Origin of the sequence: Nonomuraea sp. NPDC047529 (assembly GCF_040642995.1) — a bacterium.
GTDB lineage: Bacteria > Actinomycetota > Actinomycetes > Streptosporangiales > Streptosporangiaceae > Nonomuraea.
Genome location: NZ_JBEYTJ010000034.1, coordinates 24635 through 46960, shown reverse-complemented (window position 1 = coordinate 46960; position 22326 = coordinate 24635). Strand labels below are relative to the sequence as shown.

The 22326-nt window shown below is 72.8% G+C and carries 23 protein-coding genes; 13 read left to right on the top strand and 10 right to left on the bottom strand.

What is annotated here, in order from left to right:
- Positions 1-35: 35 nt before the first annotated feature.
- Complete coding sequence (locus ABZ815_RS38765) at positions 36-3482, top strand: tetratricopeptide repeat protein (RefSeq protein ID WP_357706194.1); 3447 nt, start codon at positions 36-38, stop codon at positions 3480-3482.
- Positions 3483-3583: 101 nt separating this feature from the next.
- A complete protein-coding gene (locus ABZ815_RS38760) occupies positions 3584-3952 on the top strand; it encodes a hypothetical protein (RefSeq protein WP_357706193.1) in 369 nt (122 codons plus the stop codon).
- Between the two features lie 20 nt (positions 3953-3972).
- On the opposite strand, the gene ABZ815_RS38755 is transcribed toward ABZ815_RS38760, so the two are convergent.
- Both ABZ815_RS38755 and ABZ815_RS38750 read right to left on the bottom strand, forming a co-directional pair.
- A complete protein-coding gene (locus ABZ815_RS38755) occupies positions 3973-4407 on the bottom strand; it encodes an NUDIX hydrolase (protein ID WP_357706192.1) in 435 nt (144 codons plus the stop codon).
- Between the two features lie 36 nt (positions 4408-4443).
- Positions 4444-5634 carry an aromatic acid exporter family protein gene (locus ABZ815_RS38750; RefSeq protein WP_357706191.1) on the bottom strand — a complete coding sequence of 397 codons (1191 nt, stop codon included), beginning with the start codon at positions 5632-5634 and terminating at the stop codon, positions 4444-4446.
- A gap of 102 nt (positions 5635-5736) precedes the next feature.
- Here ABZ815_RS38750 and ABZ815_RS38745 point away from each other — a divergent pair, with 102 nt between their 5' ends.
- Complete coding sequence (locus ABZ815_RS38745) at positions 5737-6333, top strand: dienelactone hydrolase family protein (RefSeq protein WP_357706190.1); 597 nt, start codon at positions 5737-5739, stop codon at positions 6331-6333.
- Positions 6334-6348: 15 nt separating this feature from the next.
- Here the strand turns inward: ABZ815_RS38745 and ABZ815_RS38740 are convergent, their stop codons facing one another.
- The 4 genes from ABZ815_RS38740 to ABZ815_RS38725 form a co-directional block, all read right to left on the bottom strand.
- Positions 6349-7197 (bottom strand): PHP domain-containing protein, encoded by an 849-nt coding sequence (locus tag ABZ815_RS38740; RefSeq protein WP_357706189.1) that lies wholly within the window; start codon positions 7195-7197, stop codon positions 6349-6351.
- A 17-nt stretch (positions 7198-7214) separates the two neighbouring features.
- Positions 7215-7910, bottom strand: coding sequence for a zf-HC2 domain-containing protein (locus tag ABZ815_RS38735; protein ID WP_357706188.1), 696 nt, complete (start codon positions 7908-7910; stop codon positions 7215-7217).
- A complete protein-coding gene (locus tag ABZ815_RS38730) occupies positions 7907-8431 on the bottom strand; it encodes a sigma-70 family RNA polymerase sigma factor (RefSeq protein ID WP_357706187.1) in 525 nt (174 codons plus the stop codon). Before ABZ815_RS38730 ends, ABZ815_RS38735 begins: the two co-directional genes overlap by 4 nt.
- A 143-nt stretch (positions 8432-8574) precedes the next feature.
- Complete coding sequence (locus ABZ815_RS38725) at positions 8575-9156, bottom strand: hypothetical protein (protein WP_357706186.1); 582 nt, start codon at positions 9154-9156, stop codon at positions 8575-8577.
- A 261-nt stretch (positions 9157-9417) separates the two neighbouring features.
- On the opposite strand from ABZ815_RS38725, the gene ABZ815_RS38720 reads away from it, so the two are divergent.
- Positions 9418-11004 carry a Coagulation factor 5/8 type domain-containing protein gene (locus tag ABZ815_RS38720; RefSeq protein ID WP_357706185.1) on the top strand — a complete coding sequence of 529 codons (1587 nt, stop codon included), beginning with the start codon at positions 9418-9420 and terminating at the stop codon, positions 11002-11004.
- 18 nt (positions 11005-11022) lie between these two features.
- On the opposite strand, the gene ABZ815_RS38715 is transcribed toward ABZ815_RS38720, so the two are convergent.
- Complete coding sequence (locus ABZ815_RS38715) at positions 11023-12228, bottom strand: MFS transporter (RefSeq protein WP_357706184.1); 1206 nt, start codon at positions 12226-12228, stop codon at positions 11023-11025.
- 80 nt (positions 12229-12308) lie between these two features.
- On the opposite strand from ABZ815_RS38715, the gene ABZ815_RS38710 reads away from it, so the two are divergent.
- A complete protein-coding gene (locus tag ABZ815_RS38710; RefSeq protein ID WP_357706183.1) occupies positions 12309-13226 on the top strand; it encodes a LysR family transcriptional regulator in 918 nt (305 codons plus the stop codon).
- Here the strand turns inward: ABZ815_RS38710 and ABZ815_RS38705 are convergent.
- On the bottom strand, positions 13192-14082 hold the full coding sequence (locus ABZ815_RS38705; RefSeq protein WP_357706182.1) for a hypothetical protein: 891 nt from the start codon (positions 14080-14082) through the stop codon (positions 13192-13194). The two genes, ABZ815_RS38710 and ABZ815_RS38705, sit on opposite strands and share 35 nt — an antisense overlap.
- Before the next feature lie 56 nt (positions 14083-14138).
- Positions 14139-15410, bottom strand: a complete 1272-nt coding sequence (locus ABZ815_RS38700) for an MFS transporter (protein WP_357706181.1) — start codon at positions 15408-15410, stop codon at positions 14139-14141.
- A gap of 54 nt (positions 15411-15464) precedes the next feature.
- Here ABZ815_RS38700 and ABZ815_RS38695 point away from each other — a divergent pair, with 54 nt between their 5' ends.
- Together ABZ815_RS38695 and ABZ815_RS38690 are read left to right on the top strand one after the other, a co-directional pair.
- A complete protein-coding gene (locus tag ABZ815_RS38695; protein ID WP_357706180.1) occupies positions 15465-16340 on the top strand; it encodes a winged helix-turn-helix transcriptional regulator in 876 nt (291 codons plus the stop codon).
- Between the two features lie 120 nt (positions 16341-16460).
- Positions 16461-16715, top strand: coding sequence for a hypothetical protein (locus ABZ815_RS38690; RefSeq protein WP_357706179.1), 255 nt, complete (start codon positions 16461-16463; stop codon positions 16713-16715).
- A 10-nt stretch (positions 16716-16725) separates the two neighbouring features.
- Here ABZ815_RS38690 and ABZ815_RS38685 read toward each other — a convergent pair whose 3' ends face one another.
- A complete protein-coding gene (locus ABZ815_RS38685) occupies positions 16726-17667 on the bottom strand; it encodes a WYL domain-containing protein (RefSeq protein ID WP_357706178.1) in 942 nt (313 codons plus the stop codon).
- Positions 17668-17760: 93 nt separating this feature from the next.
- Here ABZ815_RS38685 and ABZ815_RS38680 point away from each other — a divergent pair, with 93 nt between their 5' ends.
- The 6 genes from ABZ815_RS38680 to ABZ815_RS38655 all read left to right on the top strand — a co-directional run bounded on the left by ABZ815_RS38680 (position 17761) and on the right by ABZ815_RS38655 (position 22322).
- Positions 17761-18174: a VOC family protein gene (locus tag ABZ815_RS38680; protein WP_357706177.1), complete on the top strand. Its 414-nt coding sequence runs from the start codon at positions 17761-17763 to the stop codon at positions 18172-18174.
- Positions 18175-18179: 5 nt separating this feature from the next.
- Positions 18180-18548: a hypothetical protein gene (locus tag ABZ815_RS38675; protein WP_357706176.1), complete on the top strand. Its 369-nt coding sequence runs from the start codon at positions 18180-18182 to the stop codon at positions 18546-18548.
- 101 nt (positions 18549-18649) lie between these two features.
- Entirely contained in the window at positions 18650-19852 is a 1203-nt protein-coding gene (locus tag ABZ815_RS38670; RefSeq protein ID WP_357706175.1) for a hypothetical protein, read from the top strand.
- A gap of 105 nt (positions 19853-19957) precedes the next feature.
- On the top strand, positions 19958-20764 hold the full coding sequence (locus tag ABZ815_RS38665) for a CPBP family intramembrane glutamic endopeptidase (protein ID WP_357706174.1): 807 nt from the start codon (positions 19958-19960) through the stop codon (positions 20762-20764).
- 188 nt (positions 20765-20952) lie between these two features.
- Positions 20953-21717 (top strand): MerR family transcriptional regulator, encoded by a 765-nt coding sequence (locus ABZ815_RS38660; protein ID WP_357706173.1) that lies wholly within the window; start codon positions 20953-20955, stop codon positions 21715-21717.
- Positions 21714-22322, top strand: a complete 609-nt coding sequence (locus ABZ815_RS38655; RefSeq protein ID WP_357706172.1) for a hypothetical protein — start codon at positions 21714-21716, stop codon at positions 22320-22322. Before ABZ815_RS38660 ends, ABZ815_RS38655 begins: the two co-directional genes overlap by 4 nt.
- The last annotated feature ends 4 nt before the right edge of the window (positions 22323-22326 follow it).

Below are 22326 nucleotides of genomic sequence, written 5' to 3'. Positions count from 1 at the left end.
GAGGACACCGCCGTCCCCAGATTGGTGGTGGCGGCGTGGGTCTGTTCAGGTCACTCGTGGACGAGGGCGCGAGCCCCCGCCTCTTCCGCCGCGGCGAGCTGATCTGCTCGCCGGTCCGGCCGGTCAGCCGCGTCCACCTGATCGACCACGGATATGCCCGCGAGCACGTGCCCGGCGGTGACCGGGAGGTCGTGCACGACCTGCGCGGCCCCGGCGACCTCGTGGGCGAGCTGGCCTTCTGGAGCCCGGGGGAACGCGTCAAGGTGGACGCCCTGACCGAGGTCCGGGCCTGGCCGATCGACCTGCGGCGGTTACGCGAGCACGCCTCGGCGGGCCCGGCCGTGGCGACGGCGCTCGTCCAGGAGCTGTTCGCCAGGAACCTGGCGGCCCGCAGGCACGAGGCGCTGGCCCGCGCGCCGGTCGCGGCCCGGCTGGCGGTGTGGCTGCTGCACCTGGAGGAGCGGTACGGGCTGGCCTCCGCCGCGGCGCCGCCGCTGTCCATGGAGACGCTGGCCGACCTCGTGGGCAGCGCGCCGGACGTCGTGCAGCGGCAGCTCGCGCAATGGGTCAGGCGCGGCTGGCTGGTGCGGCCGGCGTACCGGAGGCTGCGGATCGCCGACCCGGTGGCGCTGCGCGAGGCCGCGGGGGCCTGGGAGCACCTGGCGGAGCCGTGGCGCGGCCGGGTGACGCCGTTCCTCACGCGGCCGGGCGCGCAGGCCGGGCCGCTGCCGGTCGGCGAGCTGCCCAAGCCGCGCCAGCTTCCCTCCGACGTGTCCGACTTCACCGGACGGCAGCAGAGCCTCGACCTGCTCACCGCCTGGCTGGACCGGCCACGCCGGACGAACACCATGGTCGTGCAGGGCCTGACCGGCGTGGGCAAGACCGCGCTGGTGACGCACTGGGGCCACCTGCACGCCGACCGGTTCCCCGACGGGCAGATCATGATCGACCTGCGCGGCCAGTCGCCGACCCAGCCGCCGATGAGCTCGGCCGAGGCGCTCGGGCAGATCCTGCGCTCGCTGGGCGTGGGCGAGCACATGCCGGCCGCCGACGAGGCCGAGCTGATGCTGCTGTACCGCAGCAGGATCGCCGGGCGCAGGCTGCTGCTCATCCTGGACAACGCGGCCGACCCGGCCCAGGTGCGGGCGCTGCTGCCGGGCGGCAAGGACTGCGTGGTGCTGGTGACGAGCCGGACGCGGATGGCGCCGCTGCGGGCCACCGGGCACGCCGACCTCATGGACCTGTCGGTGCTCGACCCGGGCAACGCGGTGGCGCTGCTGGTGTCGGTGCTCGGCGCGGGCTCGCCGCGGGCCGCCGACCGGGACGCGCTGGCCGAGCTGGCCCGGGTGTGCTCGTACCATCCGTACGCGTTGCGGATCTCGGCGGCCAAGCTGGCCGAGGATCCGGGGCTGAGCGTGCGGTCGCGGGCGGCGGAGCTGCGTACGCCGGACCGGCCGCTGGCCGGGGACCCGGAGGAGGCGTTCAGGTCGGCCCTGGACCTGGCGTACGAGTCGCTGAGCCACGCGCAGCGGCGGGCCTTCCGGCACGTCGGGCTGCTTCCCGGGCGGGACTTCGCGCCGGAGGTGCTGGCGGCGGCGCTGGGCGTGCCGGTGGGCGAGGCGGTGGCGGCGGTGGAGGGGCTGCACCGGGCGTACCTGGTCGAGCCGCTGCCCGGGTCGCGGTACCGGGTGCACGACCTGGTCAAGTGGCAGGCCAGGGAGCTGGGCCGGCACGCCGAGGCCGGGGTGCGCGAGGCCAGGGTGCGGCTGCTCGACCACTACCTGGCGGTCGCGACCGATCCGGAAACGCCGCGCGAGTGGTTCGAGGCCGAACGGCGTTCGCTGGTCTCGGCGGTGCGGCTGGCCGAGGAGAGCGGCGCGTACGGGATGGCCTGGCAGCTGGCCGAGGCCGTGTTCGAGCCGTTCAGGAGGCTGCGGTACTACGAGAACAACCTGGAGGTCCAGCAGGCCGGGCTGACCTCGGCCATCCAGGTGGGCAACCGGCGGGCCGTCGCGCTCATGCGCAGCCACCTCGGCTCGATCCACCGCGACATCGGGCCCTCCACGCTGGCGGCCAGGTTCATCGGCGAGGCACTGGCCGACTTCACCTCGCTCGGCGACCGCGAGGGGCTGGCCCGCGCGCTCAACGACCTGGCCGAGGTGCACGGCATCGCGGGCAACAGGGACGAGGCCCTGCGCCGCGCGGGCGAGGCGCTGGAGGCGTACCGGGAGATCGGCGACCTGGCCGGCGTGGCCGAGTGCCTGCACACGCTCGCCCTGCTGCACCTGTCGCAGGAACGGCACGACCTGGCCCTCCGGTACGCCGGCCAGGCGCTGCGCGTACGGGTGGAGCTGGGCGACCGCAGGGGCACCGCGCAGAGCCTGATCGTCTCGGCCCGGGTTCGGCAGAGCCTGGGCGAGCCGGACGCGGCGCTGTCGGAGGGCCTGGAGGCGCTGTCGATCTGCCACGAGCTGGGCGACGAGCACGCCGAGTCCGAGACGCTGCTCTGCCTGGCCGAGATCTACGACCGGCTCCGGCTGCAGCAGGACGCCCGGCGCGACGCCGAACGCGCCCTGGCCGGGTACACGGCCACCGGCGACCAGCACGGGTGCGGGCGCGCCCTGGGCGCCCTGGGCCGGATCGCGCGCAACGGCTCGCGCTACGACGAGGCGCTGGCCTGCTACGAGCAGGCGCTCGCGGTGCAGGTCGAGCTCCACCACGAGCAGGGCAAGGCCGAGACGCTGGGCGACATCGGGCTGGTGCACTGGCGGCTGTCGGACTACCTGCGCGCCGACGACTACCTGAACCAGGCGCTCGGCATCAGCCGGGTGATCCGCGACGAGCCCGTCGAGGCCCGCATGCTCAACCGGCTGGCCCGGGTACGACGCCGCCAGGGCCTCCCCCAGGTGGCCTTCGTGTACGCGCTGGAGGCGCTGGACCTGGTGCAGGGGCTGGGCAACCGGCGGGCGGAGGCGGACGTCCAGGAGACGCTGGCGTACACGTACCTGTCGCTGGGGTGGCACGAGCAGGCGCTGTGGGCGGCACGGGCCTCGCTGGCGCTCCGGGAGGAGACGGGCGACGACAGGGCCAGCGCGCTGCTGTCGGTCGCGCAGGCGCTGCACACGGGTGGCGAGCCCGCGGCGGCCCTGAAGTACGCCAGGGAGACCGTCGAGCTGCAGAAGGAGAGAGGCACCAGGGACCGGTGGGCGTCGGCGCTGACGACGCTGGCCATGGTGCTGCTCGAACTGGACCGGGCCGAGGAGGCGCTGGCCCACGCCGAGCAGGCCAGGGACGTGCACCTGGAGTGCGGGACGCGGCGCGACCTGGGCTGCGCGCTGCGGGCGCTCGGCCTGATCACCGCCAGGCTCGGGGACCGCGCGGCGGCGGTGGCCCACCTGGCCGAGGCTGTGCGCACGCTGGAGGAGGTGGGGGACGTCTTCGAGAGCCGGCGGGCGGCGCTGGAGCTGCGGGAGCTCTCCTGAAACACCGCTAAAAGTCGGGAAATCTCGGAAGTGAGGTCGCAGATCTGCTCCGGACCTTCTCGTTAGCTGGTGCCACCAGCGACGACACGGAGGTGATCCGGATGCTCAAGAACCATGTGCGTCGAGACCTGCAGTCACTCAAGCGACAGGCGCGCAGGGACCGGCGGGTGACGCTCGGCCTGCTGGCCGGGATGCTGGCCGCCTGGACCCGCCAGCTCTCCCCCGGTGACCCGCCGCCGGGGCCGGGGGTGCTGCTCGCCCTCTCGGTCGGGCTGATCACCGCGTCGGGGGCGGCCTGGCTGATGGCGGCGTACTTCGCGGTGCGGGCGGTCAAGCCGCGGTCCGAACCGGTGGAGGTGCTGGTCTGGGTGGCTCGGGTGGGCAGGAGCAAGGAGTGGGCGTTCTGCTCGCTGGCCGCGTACGTGGCCTGGCACCTGCTCCAGTTCGTCACCGCGCTGCTCCTGGCCTGAGCGGGGGGCGCGGCGGGCCGTCACCTGCGCGGTGGCGTCCCGCCGTCCGCGCGCCACGCCCTGACGGCCGCCCCGATCAGCGGCGCGTAACCGGCTTCGAGGTCGTCGGGCAGCCGGTCCACGGGGAAGAAGCGCAGGTCGCTGTGCTCCTCGCTGACACGCGGCTCGACCGGCCCGGCGGGGGTGGCGAGCAGGGCGACGACCAGGACCTTGCCGCCCGCGATGTGGAAGATCTCCGCGCCGACGACCGCGCCGACCTCGACGTCGAGGCCGCTCTCCTCCAGGACCTCGCGGCGGACGACCTCGGCGAGGGTGTCGTCGGCCCGGTCGGGCCAGCCGCCGGGGAGCTCCCAGGCGTTCCTGGGGTTCCTGCAGAGCAGGACGCCTTCGTCGGTCAGGACCACGCCCTTGATCGAGGCGTGCATGAAGTACCAGCCGGTCTCCGCGTCGATCACCAGGGGATCATGACACGGTTCGCGGGCCCTTGGGGGTCAGGGGAAGGCGGATCGGTGGGGGCCGGTGTCGGGGTCGAACTCGTGGCGGATTCTGGCGCAGTCGTCGAGCAGGGCGCCGTACAGGGGCCAGAGGGGGCCCTTGGGGCGGGAGTCGGCCAGCTCGGCGGTCAGGTGGCGCTGCTGCTGCTCGCCCTCGCGCAGGGCCGCACACAGGTCCGCCATGTCCCTGGACGCGGCCTTGCCCACCTGGATCAGCCCGAAGTTCCGGAAGATGCGCGACAGCGCGCGCAGCTCGTCGGCGAGGGGTTCGGGCAGGTCGGCGGCCTTCTCACCGGGCAGGCCGCGGGCGCCGGCGATCAGGTCCACCAGCCCGCGGGCGATGCTCCTGAGCTGGTGACCGGCGTGGTCGAGGCAGGTCGCCGCCTCGGCCGACTGGCGCAGACGGCGGTCGTAGCGGCGCCTGCGGCGGAAGGTCAGGCGCAGGGACTCGGCCGCCTGGTCGGCGGTGTCCTTGGTGTTCTCCAGGCGCTGGGACAGCTCGCGAGAGCGGTCCAGCCAGTCGCGGGCCATGTCCTCGGTCCAGTGACCGCTCAGCCCGTCGGCCATGTCCTGGGTCAGGTCGGCCAGCTCGGCCGACATGTCGCACAACTCCCTGGCCGCGTGCTCGACGAAGCGCGGCGGCAGGATGAGCAGGTTCGCCGCGATGCCGATGGCCGCGCCGAGCAGGACGTCGGCCAGGCGCGCGAAGCCGTACAGGCGGCCGAGGGAGAGCACCAGCAGGGCGGTGATCGGGATCTGGACGTTCTGGGCCGGCAGGTTGAGCAGGCGGGTCAGCACGAGCCCGGCCGCGACCAGCACGCCCAGCGTCAGCGCGTTGACGCCCATCAGCCAGATCAGCCCCGTCGCCGCCGCCACCCCGACCACGACCGCCCCGACCTGCTGGAGCCCGCGTACGACCGTGCTGTAGGCGGTCGCCGAGACCGTGAGCAGCACCCCGATCGGCACCAGCACGGGCAGCGGCACCTTCAGCGCGAACGTGGCGAGCCACCACCCGAACACGCAGGCCAGCGTCACCTTGACCGTCTGGGCGAACGCCTCCCGCTCGGCCACCAGCCACTCGCGGAACCCCTGGGCGCGCAGACGTGCCAGCCCGGCCGCCGCGCCCGAGACGATCCGCCCGAGCGGCGCGCCGGCGCTCTGCTGCTCGCGCCCCGGCTCTTTGCTCATACTCCCAGGTCAATGCCCATTCCGGCGGTGGATAGAGGTCGCCGTGCCTGGGTAGCGGCAAGGTTGTGGCGCAGCGGGGCAGCGCGCCGTCGGAGGTGAAGCATGACCGGCGACCTGGTCGTCCCTGACGCCGCCCGGGGGGTGGTGGTGTTCGCGCACGGCAGCGGCAGCAGCCGGCTCAGCCCGCGCAACCGGTACGTGGCCGAGGTGCTGAACAGAGCCGGCCTCGGGACGTTGCTGTTCGACCTGCTCACGCCGGAGGAGGAGGCCGACCGGGCGAACGTGTTCGACATCGCGCTGCTGGCCGGGCGGCTGCTGCGGCGTACCGAGGAGCTGCGCGGGCAGGAGGAGGCGGCGGGGCTGCCGATCGGCTACTTCGGCGCGAGCACGGGCGCGGCGGCGGCGCTGTGGGCGGCGGCCGAACCGGACAACGCGATCGCGGCGATCGTCTCGCGCGGCGGACGGCCTGACCTGGCCGGCGGGCGGCTGGCCGCGGTACGCGCCCCCACGCTGCTCATCGTCGGCGGCCGGGACCCGATCGTGGTGGACCTGAACGAGGAGGCTCAGCGGCACCTGCGCGCCGACACCCGCCTGACGGTCGTGCCCGGCGCGACCCACCTGTTCGAGGAGCCCGGCGCGCTGGAGAGCGTCGCCGAGCACGCCCGCGACTGGTTCACCACCTACTTCACCGCGCCGTGACGGGCACGGCCCCCTTCACCGCGCCGTGACGGGCACGGCGCCCTTCGCCTGGCCGACCAGGCGTTCGTAGACCTCCTGGGCGGTCGTCTCGCAGCCCAGCCGGTGGCCGGTCAGCTCGCCGTGGTCGTCGCTCGACCCGGTGACCTCCAGCCCGAGCCCGGCGGCGAGGCGGCGCAGGTGGGCGCGGGCCTCGTCGTCGTGGTCGAGGTGGTCGGCCTCCACGCCGAAGAGCCCGGTCTCGGCCAGCTCGGCGATCCACTCGTCGGGCACGGCCTCGCCGCGCCTGACCGCCTTCGGGTGGGCCAGCACGGGCACCCCGCCGGCGGCGCGCACCAGGCGGACCGCGCGTACCGGGTCGAGGGCGTAGCGGGTGACGTGCGCGCGGCCGCCCGTGCCGATCCACTCGGCCGTGAACGCCTCCTCGGGCGCGGCCACGGCCCCGGCGGCGACCATGGCGCGGGCGATGTGCGGCCGTCCGACCGGGCTGCCGCCGGCCAGCGTGGACACCTGCTCCCAGGTGATCGGCACGCCCAGCTCGACCAGGCGCTCGACGGTCAGCCTGCCGCGTTCCTCGCGGGCCTGCCGGATGAGCTCGCACTCGGCCAGCAGCTCGGGGTCGGCGGGGTCGAAGAGGTAGGCGAGCAGGTGGATGCTCTGCCCGGCCCGCCGGCACGACAGCTCCATGCCCGGCACCAGCGTCAGGCCCTCGGGCAGTGCCTCGACGGCCGCGCGGTGCCCGGCGACGGTGTCGTGGTCGGTCAGCGCGAGCACATCGAGGCCACGCTCGCGGGCGCGGCGCACCACGTCGGCCGGCGGCTGCGTGCCGTCGGAGGCGGTGCTGTGGCTGTGCAGGTCGATGCGCATCGCTCGATGGTAGGCGGTCACACCTGGACGGTCGCGAGGATCCGGCCGTCCAGGGTCTCGATGGTGAAGTGGTTCAGGTCGTCCTGGGTCAGGCTGGTGCCGCCGTGCAGCAGCAGGGCGTCGGGGGCGCCGGCGACGCCGTACCCCTTGTCGGGCACGCCCCAGCTCGCCACGGTCTCCGAGCGGCCGTCGTCGCCGAAGGCCACCAGGCGGCACTTCAGCGGCCCCTTGACGCCCTTGAGCTCCAGCGCCACGTGGGTGCCCCAGCCCTTGTCCTCGACGCCGACGACGCCGGACACGCCGGTCGCGGGGTCGCTGACCGGGTAGGTGCGGCCGGTCATGAGCAGCGCGCGGGCGGGGCTGTGCACGCTGTCGGGGTCGGGGCCCGAGGCCGCCGCGTTGACGGCCAGGAAGACGCCGGTCGCGACGAGGAAGCACGCGGCGGCCGACATGATCCCCCGGTGGAGGGTCCGGCGGCGGCGTTCCACGGCGGCCCGGCGGACGATCAGGGACTCGACCGGGGACTCGTCCGGCTCGGCGCGCAGGTCGTCGGGGTCGACGCCGCGCATCAGCTCCCCCATGGCCGCGAACGCGCCGACCTCGCCGGCGCAGCTCGGGCAGCCGTGCAGGTGGCGCTCGAAGGCGTTGCGCTCGTCGTCGTCCAGGAGGCCCAGCGCGTACGCCGCGACGTCCTCGTGGTGCACCTCGTTCATGGGAGCCCCACGCCCCTTTCCTCCAATGCGATGCGTAACGCCCGCATCGCGTAGTACACGCGGGACTTCACCGTGCCCACGGGCACGCCGATCGTCTCCGCGGCCTCCTGCAACGTGCGATCACGCAGGAAGGTCTCCGTGAGCACCTGGCGGTGCGCCGGCGAGAGCGAGAGCATGGCGTCGGTCACCACGATCTCGCGCAGCAGGCGGTCGTCCTCGGCGGCCACGGCGTTCGCGCGTTCGGGGACCTCCTCCACGGTGTCGAGGGGACGCGTGCCGGCCCGGCGCCGGTCGTCGATCACGACCCGGCGGGCCACGGTGGCCAGCCAGGGCATCAACGAGCCGTTGTCGGTCCGCAGGTCCCCGAGGTTGCGCCAGGCGCGCACCAGCGTCTCCTGGACGACGTCCTCCGCCCAGCGCCGGTCGCCGCCCGTCAGCCGGACGGCGAAGGCCATCAATGGGGACCCGTATTCGCGGTACAGGGCCCGGACCATGGCTTCGTCGGTCACACGATGATTCACGCGGCGACTCCTCGCGCTGCGTACATCATGAAATGTCGCCCAGACAACTACTGATATTGAATTATTGCCCTAGTCACGGGCGAGGAACAAGATACGGGATTTGCATAAATCACCAGGTTTGCCGATTCGGCAGTAAAAGATGATCATTCGGTTGATGGCACGCGGCCGTGCCGGCCCGCCGCTCGCGGCCGGGCCTCCGGACGCGCCGGCTCGTACGGACCGGCCCACGCCTCGGCCTCGCGCAGCAGCTCGCGCACCGAGGCGTGCCGGGCGGAGGCCGAATGCCCGAGCAGCACGCGCACCAGCTCCATCGCCGCCGGCCGGGCGGCCGGGTCCGGGTCACGGCACTGGTCGACCAGGGCGCGCAGGACGGGCGGCAACCGGTCGAGGCCGGTTCCGCCCTCCATGTGCCCGGCGGCGGCGAAGACGATCACGTCGGCCCACTCGCGCACGTCGGCCGGCGGCAGCTCGCTGCTCCTCGGGCCGGGCGCGAACGACGCCTCGCCGAGCGGTCCGACCAGCACGTTGTGCGGCCCGAGCCGCAGCCCCGCGATCCCGGTCAGATGCAGCCTGGCCATGGTCGCGGCCGTGCCGAGGGCGAGCCGGTGCAGCTCCTCGCCCTCGTACAGCCCCGCCGCCGCGACCACGTCGGCCAGCGGCTCACCCATCCCCAGATAGTCGCGCGGCCGGAGGGCCAGCCCGCCACCCCATCCCTGACTGTCCATCGCCGTCCTCTGGCTCGGTTCCCGTCGTCAGGGTGTACGCCGGTCCCCGCGGACAGGGTTCAACGGCTCCCATGCGGAAAACTCATGGGACGACGACCGCCGCCGGGCCGCGCCGCGGATCACCGCCTGCCTCCGCCACCTGGCCGCCTGGCATTTCGGTCGCGAATTTAGATGAGATCAGCTCATGTTCGGTCTTGCCGAGGCCCCTCCGGCGGTGGATGCTTGCGGCGACCCCGGTACCGCAGCCTGGGAGGTGGTCCCGTGTTCCACCGTCTCACCCGCCGGGCGGCCGCAGCCGTCCTTCTCCTGACCGGCGCGCTGGTCGCGCCGTCCGTCCCCACCGCCGCCGCGCACGCCGCCGCCGCTGTAAGCGGCTTCGTGGACGGCCACAGCCACCTGTTCTCGTACGAGGCGTTCGGCGGCAAGCTCATGTGCGGCGAGCCGTTCGACCCCGACGGCATCGAGCAGGCGCTGACCGACTGCTCCGACCACTACCCGAACGGCGAGCTGGCCTGGTACGAGAACTTCACCAGGACCGGCAAGCCCACCGGCACCCACGACCCGGTGGGCTATCCCACCTTCCGCGACTGGCCGGCCAACGACTCGCTGACCCACCAGCAGGCGTACTACACCTGGGTCGAGCGCGCCTGGCGGGGCGGGCTCCGGGTGCTGGTCAACGACCTGGTGGCCAACCGGCAGCTGTGCGCGATCTACCCGCTGAAGAAGTACTCCTGCGACGAGATGTCCTCCATCCGCCTCCAGGCCCTGCGGGCCCGCGAGCTGCAGGACCACATCGACGCCGAGTCGGGCGGCCCCGGACGGGGCTGGTTCCGCATCGTGAACGACCCCGCCGAGGCCAGGACCGTGGCCGCGGCCGGCAAGCTGGCCGTCGTCCTCGGGATCGAGACGTCGGAGCCGTTCGGCTGCCGGCAGATCTTCGGCATCCCCCAGTGCACGAAGGCCCAGATCGACCGGGGCCTGGACGAGATGTACGCGCTCGGCGTGCGCAGCATGTTCGTCTGCCACAAGTACGACAACGCGCTGTGCGGCGTGCGCTTCGACTCCGGCACCCAGGGCGCGATCGTCAACGTCGGCAACCTGCTGGCCACCGGCTCGTTCTGGCAGGCCCGCACCTGCACGGGGCCCGAGCACGACAACACCATCGACCCGGCCGGCGTGCTGCCCGACCAGATCGCGCGGCTGCTGCCGCCGGGCGTCTCGCTGCCGCTGTATCCGCCGGCGCCGCACTGCAACACCCGGGGGCTGACCTCGCTCGGGACGTACATGGTGCAGGGGCTGATCCGGCGCGGCATGCTGGTGGAGATCGACCACATGAGCGTCAAGGCCGCGGCCCAGACGCTCGGCCTGCTGGAGGCGGCCCGCTACCCGGGCGTGATCTCCTCGCACAGCTGGGCCGACCCGAACTTCTTCGCCCGCATCTACGCACTCGGCGGCATGATCACCCAGTACGGCCACAACTCCCAGGACTTCGTCGCGGAGTGGCGGCGTACGGCGCCGCTGCGGCAGCAGTACAACGTGCCCGGCTACGGCTACGGCCTGGACGTCAACGGCATGGGCCGGCTGCCCGCCCCGCGCGCGGGCAACGCCGCGAACCCGGTGACCTACCCGTTCGCGTCCTACGACGGGAGCGTGCGGCTCGACCGGCTGCGCACCGGGCAACGGGTCTGGGACGTCAACGTGGACGGCGTGGCCAACTACGGCCTGGTCCCCGACTGGATCGAGGACATGCGTCTGCTCGCCGGTCAGGACATCGTCCGTGACCTGGCGAGCGGCGCGGAATCGTACCTGCGGACGTGGGAGGCGACCGCCGCGCGGCGACTGCCGTGAGGCAGGCGTCCCCGTCCTTCACGCGACCGGCTGGGCGGACCGCGAGGTCCGCCGGCCGGTGGCCAGGTTGAGCAGCAGCGACGCCGCCGTCAGCGCCACGCCGAACCAGACGACGCTGGTGACCCCGAGGTGGTCGGCGAACAGCCCGCCGAAGAGCGCGCCGAGCGCGATGGAGGTGTTGTAGGCCATCGTGTTGAGCGACATGGCGGCCTCGAAGGTCTCCGGCGCGGCGGCGAGCGTCATGTTGACCTGGGCGAGCTGCACGACCCCGAACGACAGCCCCCAGACCACCAGCGCCACGATCGCCCCGGTGGCGCCGTCGCCGAAGGCGAGCAGCAGCAGCATGGCCACCACGAGCCCCGCGGCGCCGGTGACGAAGCTGCCCCGCAGGCTGCGGGTCACGGTGTGCCCGGCGATGAAGTTGCCGATCGCGCCGGCGACGCCGAACACCATCAGCACCCCCATGACGAGCAGCGGGGACGCGCCTGTGCCGGCCTCCAGGAAGGGCCGGACGAAGGTGTAGGCCCCGAAGTGGCCGAGCACGAACAGCACCACCGTGAACAGCACCGTGCGCAGCGGCACGTTCCGCAGCGGGAGCCCGAACACCTCGCGGACGGAGACCGCGTTCGCCGACGGCAGCGACGGGATCAGGACGGCGACCGTCAGGAACACCAGCGCGCTCAGCCCGCTCCAGATGAGGAACGTGGTGCGCCAGTCGGTGAGGCTCTCCAGGAAGGTGCCGAGCGGGATGCCGACCACGGTGGCGATCGAGATGCCCGACATCACGACCGCGGCGGCCCGGTTGGCCTGCCGTTCCGGGACGAGCCGCATCGCCATGCTCACGCCGATGGCCCAGAACACGCCGCTGGCGAAGCCCAGCAGGAGCCGTGCCGTCAGGATCACCGTGTAGTTCGGCGCGAGGCCCGTCACCAGGTTCCCCAGGGCCAGCACCACCAGCAGGACGGACAGCAGCACCCGCCGGTTGACCCGCCTCGACCAGGCCACGATGAACGGCACGCCCAGCCCGGCCGACACGCCCTGCAACGTCACCATCAACCCGGCGACGCCCACGGAGATGCCCAGATCCTCACTGAGCGGGGTCAGCAGGCCCACCGGCATCAACTCGGTCGTGAGAAAGACGAAAAGGCTGGCGGTGATCGCGGCGACCCCGGCCCATGCCCTGAAGGCCGGGCGGGTCGCCTGCGTCGTAAGAGTTTGCGTCATGGCGCCAAGCCTGCCGACAACCGATCGATGAGTCCAACACATAGTTTTGATCGGGATCTATCTCGTGGCACGATTGATGGATGGAGCTTCAACAGCTGAGGTACGTCCTCGCCGTCGCGGAGACCAGCAACTTCACCCGGGCCGCCGAGCGTTGCCGGGTCGTGCAGTCGGCGCTCAGCCACCAGATCGCCGCCCTGGAACGGGAGCTGGGCGCCCGGCTGTTCGAGCGCACCAGCCGCCGCGTACGGCTGACGACGGCCGGAGAGGCGTTCCTGCCCGCGGCCCGCGCCTGCCTGGAGGCCGCCGAGCGGGCGCGGACGGAGGTGGCCGCGGCCAGCGGGGAGATCCGCGGCCGGCTCGCCGTCGGCGCGATCCCCACGGTCACCGCCGTGGACCTGCCGGTCGTGCTGAAGGAGTTCCGCCGCCTGCACCCGCGGGTGCGCATCACGCTCATCTCCGCCGGCAGCGAGGACCTGATCGAACGTGTCCGGCGCGGCGAGACGGACGTCGCCTTCCTGGGCCTGCCGCCCCGCGCGGAGCCGAAGGCCGTCCAGAGCCGTCCGCTGGCCAGGGGCGAGCTGGTCGCGATCGTCGCGCCGGACCACCCGCTGGCCGGTCGCCGGACGGACCTGCGCGGCCTGGCCGACGAGCCGTTCATCGACTTCCGCGCCGGTCACGCCGGGCGCATCCAGTCGGACGTGGCGTTCGCGGCGGCCGGCGTCCACCGCGAGGTCGCCTTCGAGGTCACCTCCGGCGACTTCATGGTCGACCTCGTCCGGCACGGCCTCGGCGTCGGCCTGCTCCCGGCCGCCTACGCCCCCCGCTTCCCGAACCTCGGCCTCGTCCGGCTCGGCGACGCCCCGGCCCGGGTGGAGCACCTGATCTGGGGCGCCCACCCGTCCGCGGCGGCCACGGCCTTCCTCGACCTGATCGGCCCGCCGGCCGGCGCCGGCGAGAACGGGGTCAGCCGCGCAGCAGCGGCTGGCCGGGAAGCTTGACCTTGGTCTTCATCAGGCTGGGCGCGCCGTTGCCGCCGATGTTGACGAAGTAGAGCGCCTTGCCGTCGAAGGCCAGGCTGGCCGGGCTGTCCAGCTTGTCGGCCAGGACCTCCACGCCGCCGCCCGTGCGGACGATGCTGAGGGTGTTGCCCGTGTAGCTCGGCACGTAGAGCTGCCCACGCACGTCGAAGGCCAGGCCGTCGGCGCCGGCCAGCTTGGCGTCCTTGACGTACACGGTCGGCACGCCGGCCTTGCCGCCCTTGCCGTACGGGATGCGGACGATCTGCGCCTCGTCGGACACGGCCACGTAGAACGCGCCCGAACGCCAGGCGATGCCGTTCGCCCCGGTGCCGTCCGAGCCGACGAGCAGGGACGACTTCGCCCAGACCGCGGCCTTGCCGTCGGCCACGCGGTAGACCACGCTGTTCGAGGTGTCGGTGACGTAGAGCGCGTCGTCCGGGCCGAAGGCGAGGCCGTTGGCGAAGCCGATCGGCAGCGCGGCGTAGAGCTCGGCCTCGCCGTACGAGGTGATCCGCCAGATGCCGTTGGTGGCGGCCTGGCCGGAGTTGAGCGCGGCGTAGACGTTGCCGCGCCGGTCGGTGGCCAGGCCGTTCAGCTTGCCTTCGCCGATGGGGAGGGCGGCCAGCAGGCTGTCGGTGCCCGTGCTGTCGACCTTCCTGATCTCGCCCTTGGTCAGCAGCCCGACGTAGATCGTGCCGTCCGGCGCGACGGTGACGCCCTCGGTGAGGTCGGCGTAGGGCTGCACGACGATCGGGCGGAGCGCGGCGGCCTGGGCCGGCGTGGCGACCAGCGTCAACAGCGCGACGGTGGACAGAAAGAGGGGGATGCGCTTCATGGTGTGATCCTGTCGCCGCAAGATCGCCATGACGTCACCGCCACTTCCGCGAATCATCATGTGATCGGCACACCACGCGAGCCGACGGCCTCCTCGCTCCACTCGAAGTCGGTGAGGTCGCGCAGGCGCCGGACCGGCGACGCCAGCAGGACCAGCGGCACGCAGACGGCCGCGACGACGAAGATCAACAGGGTGGCCCGGGCGCCGAGCAACCCGGCGACCACTCCGGCGACCAGCCCGCCCACCGGGATCGCGCCCCAGGAGACGAAGCGGACCGTGGCCATCACCCGGGCCAGCAGCTCGGGCGGGCTGGCGAGCTGCCGGTACGTCCGGGTCACCACGCTGAGCACCACGACCCCGGCGGCGAACACCACGTTGCCGGCGGCGAACGCGGCGAAGCCCTGCCAGCCGCCGCCCAGAGGGATGACGAGCGCCCCGGCCACCGACACGAAGCCCGCGGCGACCAGCGTGCGGGCGGTGCCGAACCTGGACGTGAACCGGCTCGTCAACGCCGCGCCGATCAGCGTGCCGACGCCCTCCACCGCCAGCAGCAGGCCGACGAGGCCGGGCTCGGCGTGCAGCTCGCGGACCAGGTAGAGCGCGTAGAGCGCGTGCTGCGCCCCGCAGACCGTGTTCACCGCGGTGGCGGCCCACATGCACGGGCCCATGACCGGGTGGCGGACGACGAACCGCCAACCTTCGCGGATCATCTCGCGCATCGGCGGCCGGCGGTCGGCGGTCTCGGGGCGGCGTTCGGGCAGGGTCCGCAGCAGCAGGGCCGAGACGAGGTAGCTGGCCGCGTCCACGAGGAGGGTGGGCACCGCACCGAGCACCTGGACGACGAGACCCCCGACCGACGGCCCGCCGAGCTGCGTGGTGGCGTGCGCGCCGGACGTCAGGCTGTTGCGCGACTGCAGTTGCTCCTTGCTCACGATCGACGGCAGGAAGGTCGAGTTGGCGACGTCGAAGAGCACGTTCGCGAAGCTGGTCACCAGCGCCACGATCACGAGCTGGACGACCGTCAGCCGGTCCAGCCACCAGGCCAGCGGGACGGAGGCGACCGCCGCCGCGCGGGCCAGGTCGGCGGCGACCTGCACCGTTCGCATGGGGAGCCGCTGCACCAGCACCCCGGCGGGCAGGCCGATCACGATCCAGGCGACGTACCCGGCGGCGGCGATCAGGCCCATCTCGAACGCGGAGGCGTCGAGCACCGTCAGGGCCGTCAGCGGCAGCGCCACCGCGCTGACCGCCGAGCCGACCGCGCTGGTCGTGCCGGCCGTCCACCACCGCCAGAAGACGGCCGCGCCACCTCCGCTGTCGATCCCCATCCTGGCGCTCCTCACCGAGTAAGTTCCAAACTGGAACGCACTATACTGGAGCCCGTGAAGCGCGCCGATCTCCACGACTCCGACTGCGGCATCGCGCAGGCGCTCGGCGTCATCGGCGACTGGTGGACTTTCCTGGTCGTCCGTGACATCGCCGGCGGCACCACCCGCTTCGACGGCCTGCAGCGCGAGCTCGGCGTCAGCCGCCGGGCCCTGGCCGAACGCCTGGCCAAGCTCGTCGAACACGGCGTGCTCGAACGGCGGCCCTACTCCACCCGCCCGCCGCGCCACGACTACGTCCTGACGGCGAAGGGCGAGGGTCTGCTGCCCACGCTGATCGCCCTGCAGGATTGGGGCACCCGGCACGTGATGGGCGACGGCGCCCTCACCGCGACCAGCGAGGACGGCTCCGCCGAGAGCCGCCGCGTGCACGACCTGGTCGACCGGAGGCTGCCGGACGTCGTGCTGGAACGCCACGACGGCGAGCCGGTCGCGCCCAACGCGCCGGGCGGCGTCTGGACCGTGCTCTACTTCTTCCCCGGCGCCTTCGCCCCCGACGCCCACGGCTACCCGCCCGGCTGGGCCGACATCCCGGGCACGAAGGGCTGCACCCTGGAAGCCCTCACCTACGCGTCACGGTTCGCCGACTTCGAGGCGGCGGGCGCCGCGATCCGGGGCGTGAGCACCCAGCGCCCCGACCAGTTGGCGGCCTTCGTCACGCATGCCCGGTTGCCCTATCCCCTCCTGTCCGACCAGGACGACAGGCTCGCCGCCGGGCTGCTGCTGCCCACCTTCCGCGCGGCCGGCGTCGACCGCTTCAAGCGCCTCACCCTGCTGGTCGACCCCGACGCGGTCATCCGGGCGGTGCAGTTCCCGATCAGCGATCCGGCCGGGTCGGTGGACGAGATGCTCGCCCTCGTCCGCAGCCGCTGACGGCGGCCGAGGTCTCCCCGTAGGCGGATGCGCCGATCGCGGAAAATCACCCCAGAGGGGGACACCTCGTCAAAGGTCGCTTTGACGACCAGAAACGGGATGACTTCTACCGTTCTGTCCATGGTCATCAACACGAACTCGTTCCGCCGCACGGCCGCCGGCCTCGGTCTCGTCCTCACCGCCCTGGCCTTCCCCGCCGCCACCCAGGCCGCCACGGCGCAGGCCGCCACCACCCCGGTCATGGTCGGCGTCTACCCGACGTCGGACGCGTGCGCGCGTGCGGCCGCCCCGTACACCGCCGCCGGGAAGACCGCTTCCTGCCGTCCGAGCAGCATCTACGCCAGGCCCCCCTACTGGATGTTGTACGTCTCCTGAACCGGCCACGTCACCGGGCCTGGCGGGCGTACAACGTGGTGAGCTGGGCGGCGAGCTTCGCCAGCTCGTCCTGGACGGTCTGCGGGCCCTCCACGACGACGAGGTCGCCCCAGCCCGCGAGCTGGCGGGCGATGTCCAGCGCGGTCGGCGCCGTGAGCGCGACCCGGACCCGCTCGCCCTGGCCCCCGTCGGGGAGCACCTCGCAGTGGCGGCCGAAGCGGTCGCGCAGGACGCGCAGGTAGCGGGCCTCGATGGTGGCGGTGGCGGTGGTCGTCGCCCGCCGTGCCTCCATCGCGGTGACGACGTCGTCCCAGGCCGCCGCGAGGTCGAAGTTCGCCGGACGGTCGGCCGGTTCCTCCGTGACCTCGGCGTCGGTGACCCGGTCGACGCGGAAGGTCCGCTGCCCGTCGGGGGTTCCGGCGATCAGGTACCAGGTGTCGTCCTTGTCGACGAGGCCGTACGGGGCGACGACACGCTCCCGTCCCGAGTAGGTGAGCCGGACCGCCCGGCGCCGGACCACCGCGTCCTCCAGCAGATTGACGAGCGCGGGACGCGTGCGGCGATGCTCGCCCCAGCGGGCCGGATCGACCACGACCGCGTCCGCCGCCGCCTCGGCCTCCTGCCGGAACGTCGACGGCAGCGCGCGCACGAGCTTGCGCAGCGCCGCCTTGGCCTCCGGCGCGATCGCGGCGGCCGGGCCGAGCAGCAGGAACAGCGCCCTGGCCTCGGAGGCCTTGAGCCCGGACAGGTCGGTGCGGGCGCCGCCGAGCAGGGCCCAGCCGCCGCCCCGCCCGGCCTGCGGGTAGACGGGGATGCCCGCGGCCGACAGGGCCTCCAGGTCACGGCGGGCCGTCGCGACCGAGACCTCCATCTCGGCGGCGATGTCCGCCGCCGTCACCCGCCCGCGCGCCTGCATCAGCAGCAGGACGGCCACCAGTCGATCCGCTCTCATGTTTCCCACGATGCCAGAAAAAGTGCTCATTCGATGAGCACTTTGGCTGGCAGCATGGTTCTCACAAGCCACCGACCGGAAGGCGCAGAGAACATGCTCCGCGGACTCACCACCATCAGCTTCTACGCCCAGAACGTCGCCGCCGCCCGCGACTGGTACGCCGACCTCCTCGGCATGAGGGCCTACTTCCAGCGTCCCGAGCAGGGCGACCCGGTCTACGTGGAGTTCCGCGTCGGCGACTACCAGCACGAGCTCGGCATCATCGACGCCCGGTTCGCTCCGGAGGGCTGGAGCACCGAGGACGGCGGCGCGATCGTCTACTGGGCCGTCGACGACCTTGAGGCGACCTGGGAACGGCTGCTGGAGATGGGCGCCACCCCGTTCGACAAGCCGACCGAGCGCGGCCCCGGGTTCGTCACCGCCTCGGTGCGCGACCCGTTCGGCAACATCCTCGGCATCATGATCAACCACCACTACATGGACGTCCTCGCGGGCCGGAAGGGCTGACCACGATGACCGACGACGCCCTGCTCCTGGACGACGCCACCGCCTGGAAGGCCTGGCTCGCCGAGCATCACGAGACGGCCCCCGACGTCTGGCTGCTGATCGCCAAGAAGAACAGCGACGCCACCAGCGTCACCCTCGACGAGGCCCTCGACGAGGCGCTGTGCCACGGCTGGATCGACAGCCACCGCAGGGCGTTCGACGGCGACTACTACCTGCAGCGCTACTCGCCCCGCACCCGCCGCAGCCCCTGGTCCCGCATCAACGTCGCCAGGGCCGAGGCGCTCACGGCCGCCGGGCGCATGCGCCCGGCGGGCCACGCCGCGATCGAGGCCGCCAAGACCACCGGCCGCTGGCCCGCGAGCCTGCCCGCCTGAACCATCTTCGGCCCTGACGACTCCCACAACGTATGGAGAAGCGGTTACGAACCCAGACCATGGTGCGGCGGTTGGCCCCATTGGCCGGTGTCCTCTTGCTCGTGGCCTGCGCGACGGTCAGGCCCGCGCCACCGGCGTCCACGGCCACCCCGTCCCCGTCCGCGTCCCCCAAGCTGGACGTGCTGACCGACCGGCTGGGACCGCCGATGACCAACCTCACGGGCGCCTGCCCGTCCCCCGGCAGAACGGTCGACCAGCTGAACCCCGCCACCCTGCCCCGCTCGACCTGGCGACTGGCCTCGGCGGGAACGGAAGAGGGCGAACTCGACCAGGCGACGGTCACCCCGGACGGCGCGCTCTGGGCCCTCCGAGGAAGGGGCCCCACCCAGAGGCCGGTGCGGTGGACCGGCTCGTCCTGGCAGGACCTCCCCGCGTTCCCGGCCGGAAAGGATCCCCTGGTCAGGCTGGGGGCCGCGGCGGCCGACAGGGCCTGGGTGATCGTCCAGAGCGGGTCCCCCGACGACTCACCGGCGAACTACGTCGTGTCCACCTGGGACGGCCGGGCGTGGCAAAGCCGGCCGGTGGACCTGGGCGTGCCGCCCGTCAGCGGCGAGGAGCTGGCGGCGCAGGGAGCCTGGGTGCTGCTCGGCGACCGCGCGATGCGCTGGAGCGGCACGGCCTGGCAGACCGCGCCCCTGCACTCCTACAGCGACAAGCTGTCGGGCAGCACCGAGGATCCATGGGTGATCGCCTCCCCCGACCCGGACGAGGAGGTGAAGACCCAGCTGTCGAGATGGACGGACCAGGGCTGGCAGGCCGTCCCCCTTCCTGACGGGATGACCCTGCCTCCGGGCACCGAGGCCATCCACCCGGACAAACCCTCCACGCGGATCGCGGGTGTGGCGCGGACCGGGCCGGAGGAGTTCTGGGTCGTGGGCACGTACAGCTGGGGCGAGCACGAACCCGTGGACCAGGAGGACGTCACGATCGCCAGGAGCGTGCTGATGCGCAACGTCGCCGGCCGGTGGAGCTGCTGGTGGGGGCCGGTGGGCGACCGGCCGGACCCGTTCGTGGACGCGGTGGCCGACGGCCGCGGCGGGCTGTGGGCGGCCACGGAGCTCGGCCTGTTGTGGCACCTGTCGGACGGACGCTGGACCCGCGAGCGGGCGCCCGTCGACAAGGGGGTGCCGGTGATCAGGGATCTGGCCGGCTCACCGGGCGGCACCCTCTACGCGCTCGGCGGCATCGGCTCCGGGCCATGGGACGAGGACATCAGACCCGCACTGTGGCGGCTCGAACCGTGAGCGTCTCCTCCGCCACCCCCTTGTGACCTGCGCCTTTCACGGCGCCCGAAGCCGTGTCAGAACGATGTCAGGGCCGTGTCGGGCCGCCCGGCCACGATTGCCGGCATGGACACAGCAACGCGGCCCCCGGCCGGCGCACACCCGACAGGCTTCGTCGCGAAGCTCCTCGCGGACCGTCACTCCGTCCCGCTCTCCATCGCACTGCACCTGGTGCCCGGCGCGGCCATCGTCGCCGTGTACGCGTTCGTCGCCGCCCCGCTGGTGCGGGCGATGGGGGCGCCGATCTTCGCGGCCTGGGCCATGGCCCTCGCGATCGTGCTCTTCCCGATCCAGCTGTTCCTGCTGTGGCTGGGCAAGAAGCAGACCGGCCGCTTCACGATGAAGGGCGTCGTCCGCTACCGCGACAAGCCGCTCTCGCGCGGCAAGGTCATGTGGCTCGGGGGCGCGTGCCTCGTGTGGATGACCGTCGTCTCGCTCTCGCTGACCCCGCTGGACAACCTCGTCTACGACTGGTTCTTCACCTGGGTGGACTACCAGGGCGCCGGCCCCGACGGCACCACCTACCTCCAGGGCTACCCGCAGGCGGTCGTGCTCACCACGCTGCTCGTCTGCGGGCCGTTCACCGGCTTCACCCTGCCGCTGATCGAGGAGTACTACTTCCGCGGCTTCCTGCTGCCCCGCCTGCCGCAGCTCGGCAAGTGGGCCCCGATCTTCAACACCCTCCTCTTCTCCGTGTACCACTTCTGGGCCCCCTGGACCGTCCTGTCGAAGCTCGTCTTCCTCTACCCGGGCGTCTGGCTCGCCTGGAAGAAGCAGGACATCCGCATCTCGATCACCATGCACCCCGGCACGACGCTCCTGATGACCGTCGTCGGCATCGTCGCCCTCGCCTCCGGCGCCGCCTCGATGTGAGACGCACCCCTCCCTGGAACGACCACGGCCACGACCCCGCCCAACACCGTGGGGCCGTGGCCGGAGGTTCTCCCCTCGCCGGCCAGCGACGAACGGCCCGAACCACACGTTCCTCGGACCGTTCAGCCTCGCGAGCCGGAACCCCACCGGCTTGACCTTGACGCGACGTCAAACTGTTCAATGAGGGCATGCGGATCGGCGAATTGGCCGCGCTGGTCGGGGTTTCGACCCGTACCGTGCGCTACTACCACCACCTGGGAATCCTGCCCGAGCCTGAACGGCTTCCCAACGGCTATCGCGAGTACCGGCTGCGCGACGCCGTACGGCTGGCGCGGGTGCGGCATCTGGCCGGGCTCGGGCTGTCGCTGGAGGAGCTGCGGGACGCGCTGGCCGACGAGCGGGGCGTGGACTTCCGGGAGGCGTTGCAGGAGCTGGACGCCGACCTGGCCAGGCAGCAGGAGGCCATCGCGGCGCGGCGGGCCCGGCTGGCGGCACTGCTGGCCCAGCCCGACCTGAGCCCGGCGTCGATGATGTCCCCCGACGCGGCGGCCGTGCTGCGTGACCTGGGCGGCGACGGGTCGGCCTTCGGGACGTTCGACCACGAGCTGCTGACCCTGGCCACCATGTTGTCCGACGAGCAGGGCCAGACAGGGCTGGCCGAGCTGATGCGCCCGATGACCGAGCCGGGCGCGCTCGCCGCCGGGCGCGAGCTGTACCGGCGGCTCGACGAGCTGGCCGACGCGAAGGCCGGGGACGAGCGGGTCGGGCCGCTCGCCGAGGACATGGCCGCCCACATCCCCGACGAGCTGGCCGCGATGGTGCCGTCCGGGCCCGGGGCCGACCTGTCCTGGATGGAGGCGATGACCGAGGAGCTGTCGCCGGCTCAGGCGGAGGTGCTCCGGCTGCTGTTCACCGAACTGACGGAGACCGGGTCCAAGGAGGGGGCGGGATGATGGGCGTGGTGCGCGCGGTCCTCAGGTTCGAGCTGGTGGGGCTGACCAGCGTGGCCCTGTGGCTGGCCAGGCGGCGGCATGGCGTCCCGGCGGGGGCGACCGCCGTGTCGTACGCCAAGGAGCAGGCGTTCACCCTGGGCTTGTTCATGTTCGCGATGGTCGTCGAGACGGCGGTCGTGGACCTGCTGCTGGTGGTGAACGACGTACCGGCGGCGATCCGCGTGCCGGTGCTGGTCGGCGACCTGTACAGCCTGCTGTTCGTCGTCTTCATGGCCGCCGCCTCCGTCACCAGGCCCCACGTGGTCACCGAGGACGAGCTGCGCGTCCGGTACGCCGCCTACTTCGACCTCCGCGTGCCCCGCGACCTCATCGCCTCCGTCCGGACCGCGCAGAGCTACAACGAGACCGGCCTGATCAGCGTGGACGGCGGGCGGCTGGGCGTCGCGGTCGCGTCCAGGACGAACGTGACGGTGGAGCTGAGCGAGCCGGTCGTCGCGGTGCGGCCGCTGGGGAAGCGGGCCGAGGTCACCTCGATCCGGTTCTTCGCCGACGACCCCGCCGCCCTGCTGGCCGCCCTGCGCTCCCCCACGCACACCACCACGTGAGCGA

Coding starts and splice junctions, on each gene's coding strand:
- ABZ815_RS38760 (WP_357706193.1), top strand. CDS start 3,584: ATGCTCAAGAACCATGTGCGTCGAGACCTGCAGTCACTCAAGCGACAG.
- ABZ815_RS38750 (WP_357706191.1), bottom strand. CDS start 5,634: ATGAGCAAAGAGCCGGGGCGCGAGCAGCAGAGCGCCGGCGCGCCGCTC.
- ABZ815_RS38745 (WP_357706190.1), top strand. CDS start 5,737: ATGACCGGCGACCTGGTCGTCCCTGACGCCGCCCGGGGGGTGGTGGTG.
- ABZ815_RS38740 (WP_357706189.1), bottom strand. CDS start 7,197: ATGCGCATCGACCTGCACAGCCACAGCACCGCCTCCGACGGCACGCAG.
- ABZ815_RS38735 (WP_357706188.1), bottom strand. CDS start 7,910: ATGAACGAGGTGCACCACGAGGACGTCGCGGCGTACGCGCTGGGCCTC.
- ABZ815_RS38725 (WP_357706186.1), bottom strand. CDS start 9,156: ATGGACAGTCAGGGATGGGGTGGCGGGCTGGCCCTCCGGCCGCGCGAC.
- ABZ815_RS38715 (WP_357706184.1), bottom strand. CDS start 12,228: ATGACGCAAACTCTTACGACGCAGGCGACCCGCCCGGCCTTCAGGGCA.
- ABZ815_RS38710 (WP_357706183.1), top strand. CDS start 12,309: ATGGAGCTTCAACAGCTGAGGTACGTCCTCGCCGTCGCGGAGACCAGC.
- ABZ815_RS38705 (WP_357706182.1), bottom strand. CDS start 14,082: ATGAAGCGCATCCCCCTCTTTCTGTCCACCGTCGCGCTGTTGACGCTG.
- ABZ815_RS38700 (WP_357706181.1), bottom strand. CDS start 15,410: ATGGGGATCGACAGCGGAGGTGGCGCGGCCGTCTTCTGGCGGTGGTGG.
- ABZ815_RS38690 (WP_357706179.1), top strand. CDS start 16,461: ATGGTCATCAACACGAACTCGTTCCGCCGCACGGCCGCCGGCCTCGGT.
- ABZ815_RS38685 (WP_357706178.1), bottom strand. CDS start 17,667: ATGAGAGCGGATCGACTGGTGGCCGTCCTGCTGCTGATGCAGGCGCGC.
- ABZ815_RS38680 (WP_357706177.1), top strand. CDS start 17,761: ATGCTCCGCGGACTCACCACCATCAGCTTCTACGCCCAGAACGTCGCC.
- ABZ815_RS38675 (WP_357706176.1), top strand. CDS start 18,180: ATGACCGACGACGCCCTGCTCCTGGACGACGCCACCGCCTGGAAGGCC.
- ABZ815_RS38665 (WP_357706174.1), top strand. CDS start 19,958: ATGGACACAGCAACGCGGCCCCCGGCCGGCGCACACCCGACAGGCTTC.
- ABZ815_RS38660 (WP_357706173.1), top strand. CDS start 20,953: ATGCGGATCGGCGAATTGGCCGCGCTGGTCGGGGTTTCGACCCGTACC.
- ABZ815_RS38655 (WP_357706172.1), top strand. CDS start 21,714: ATGATGGGCGTGGTGCGCGCGGTCCTCAGGTTCGAGCTGGTGGGGCTG.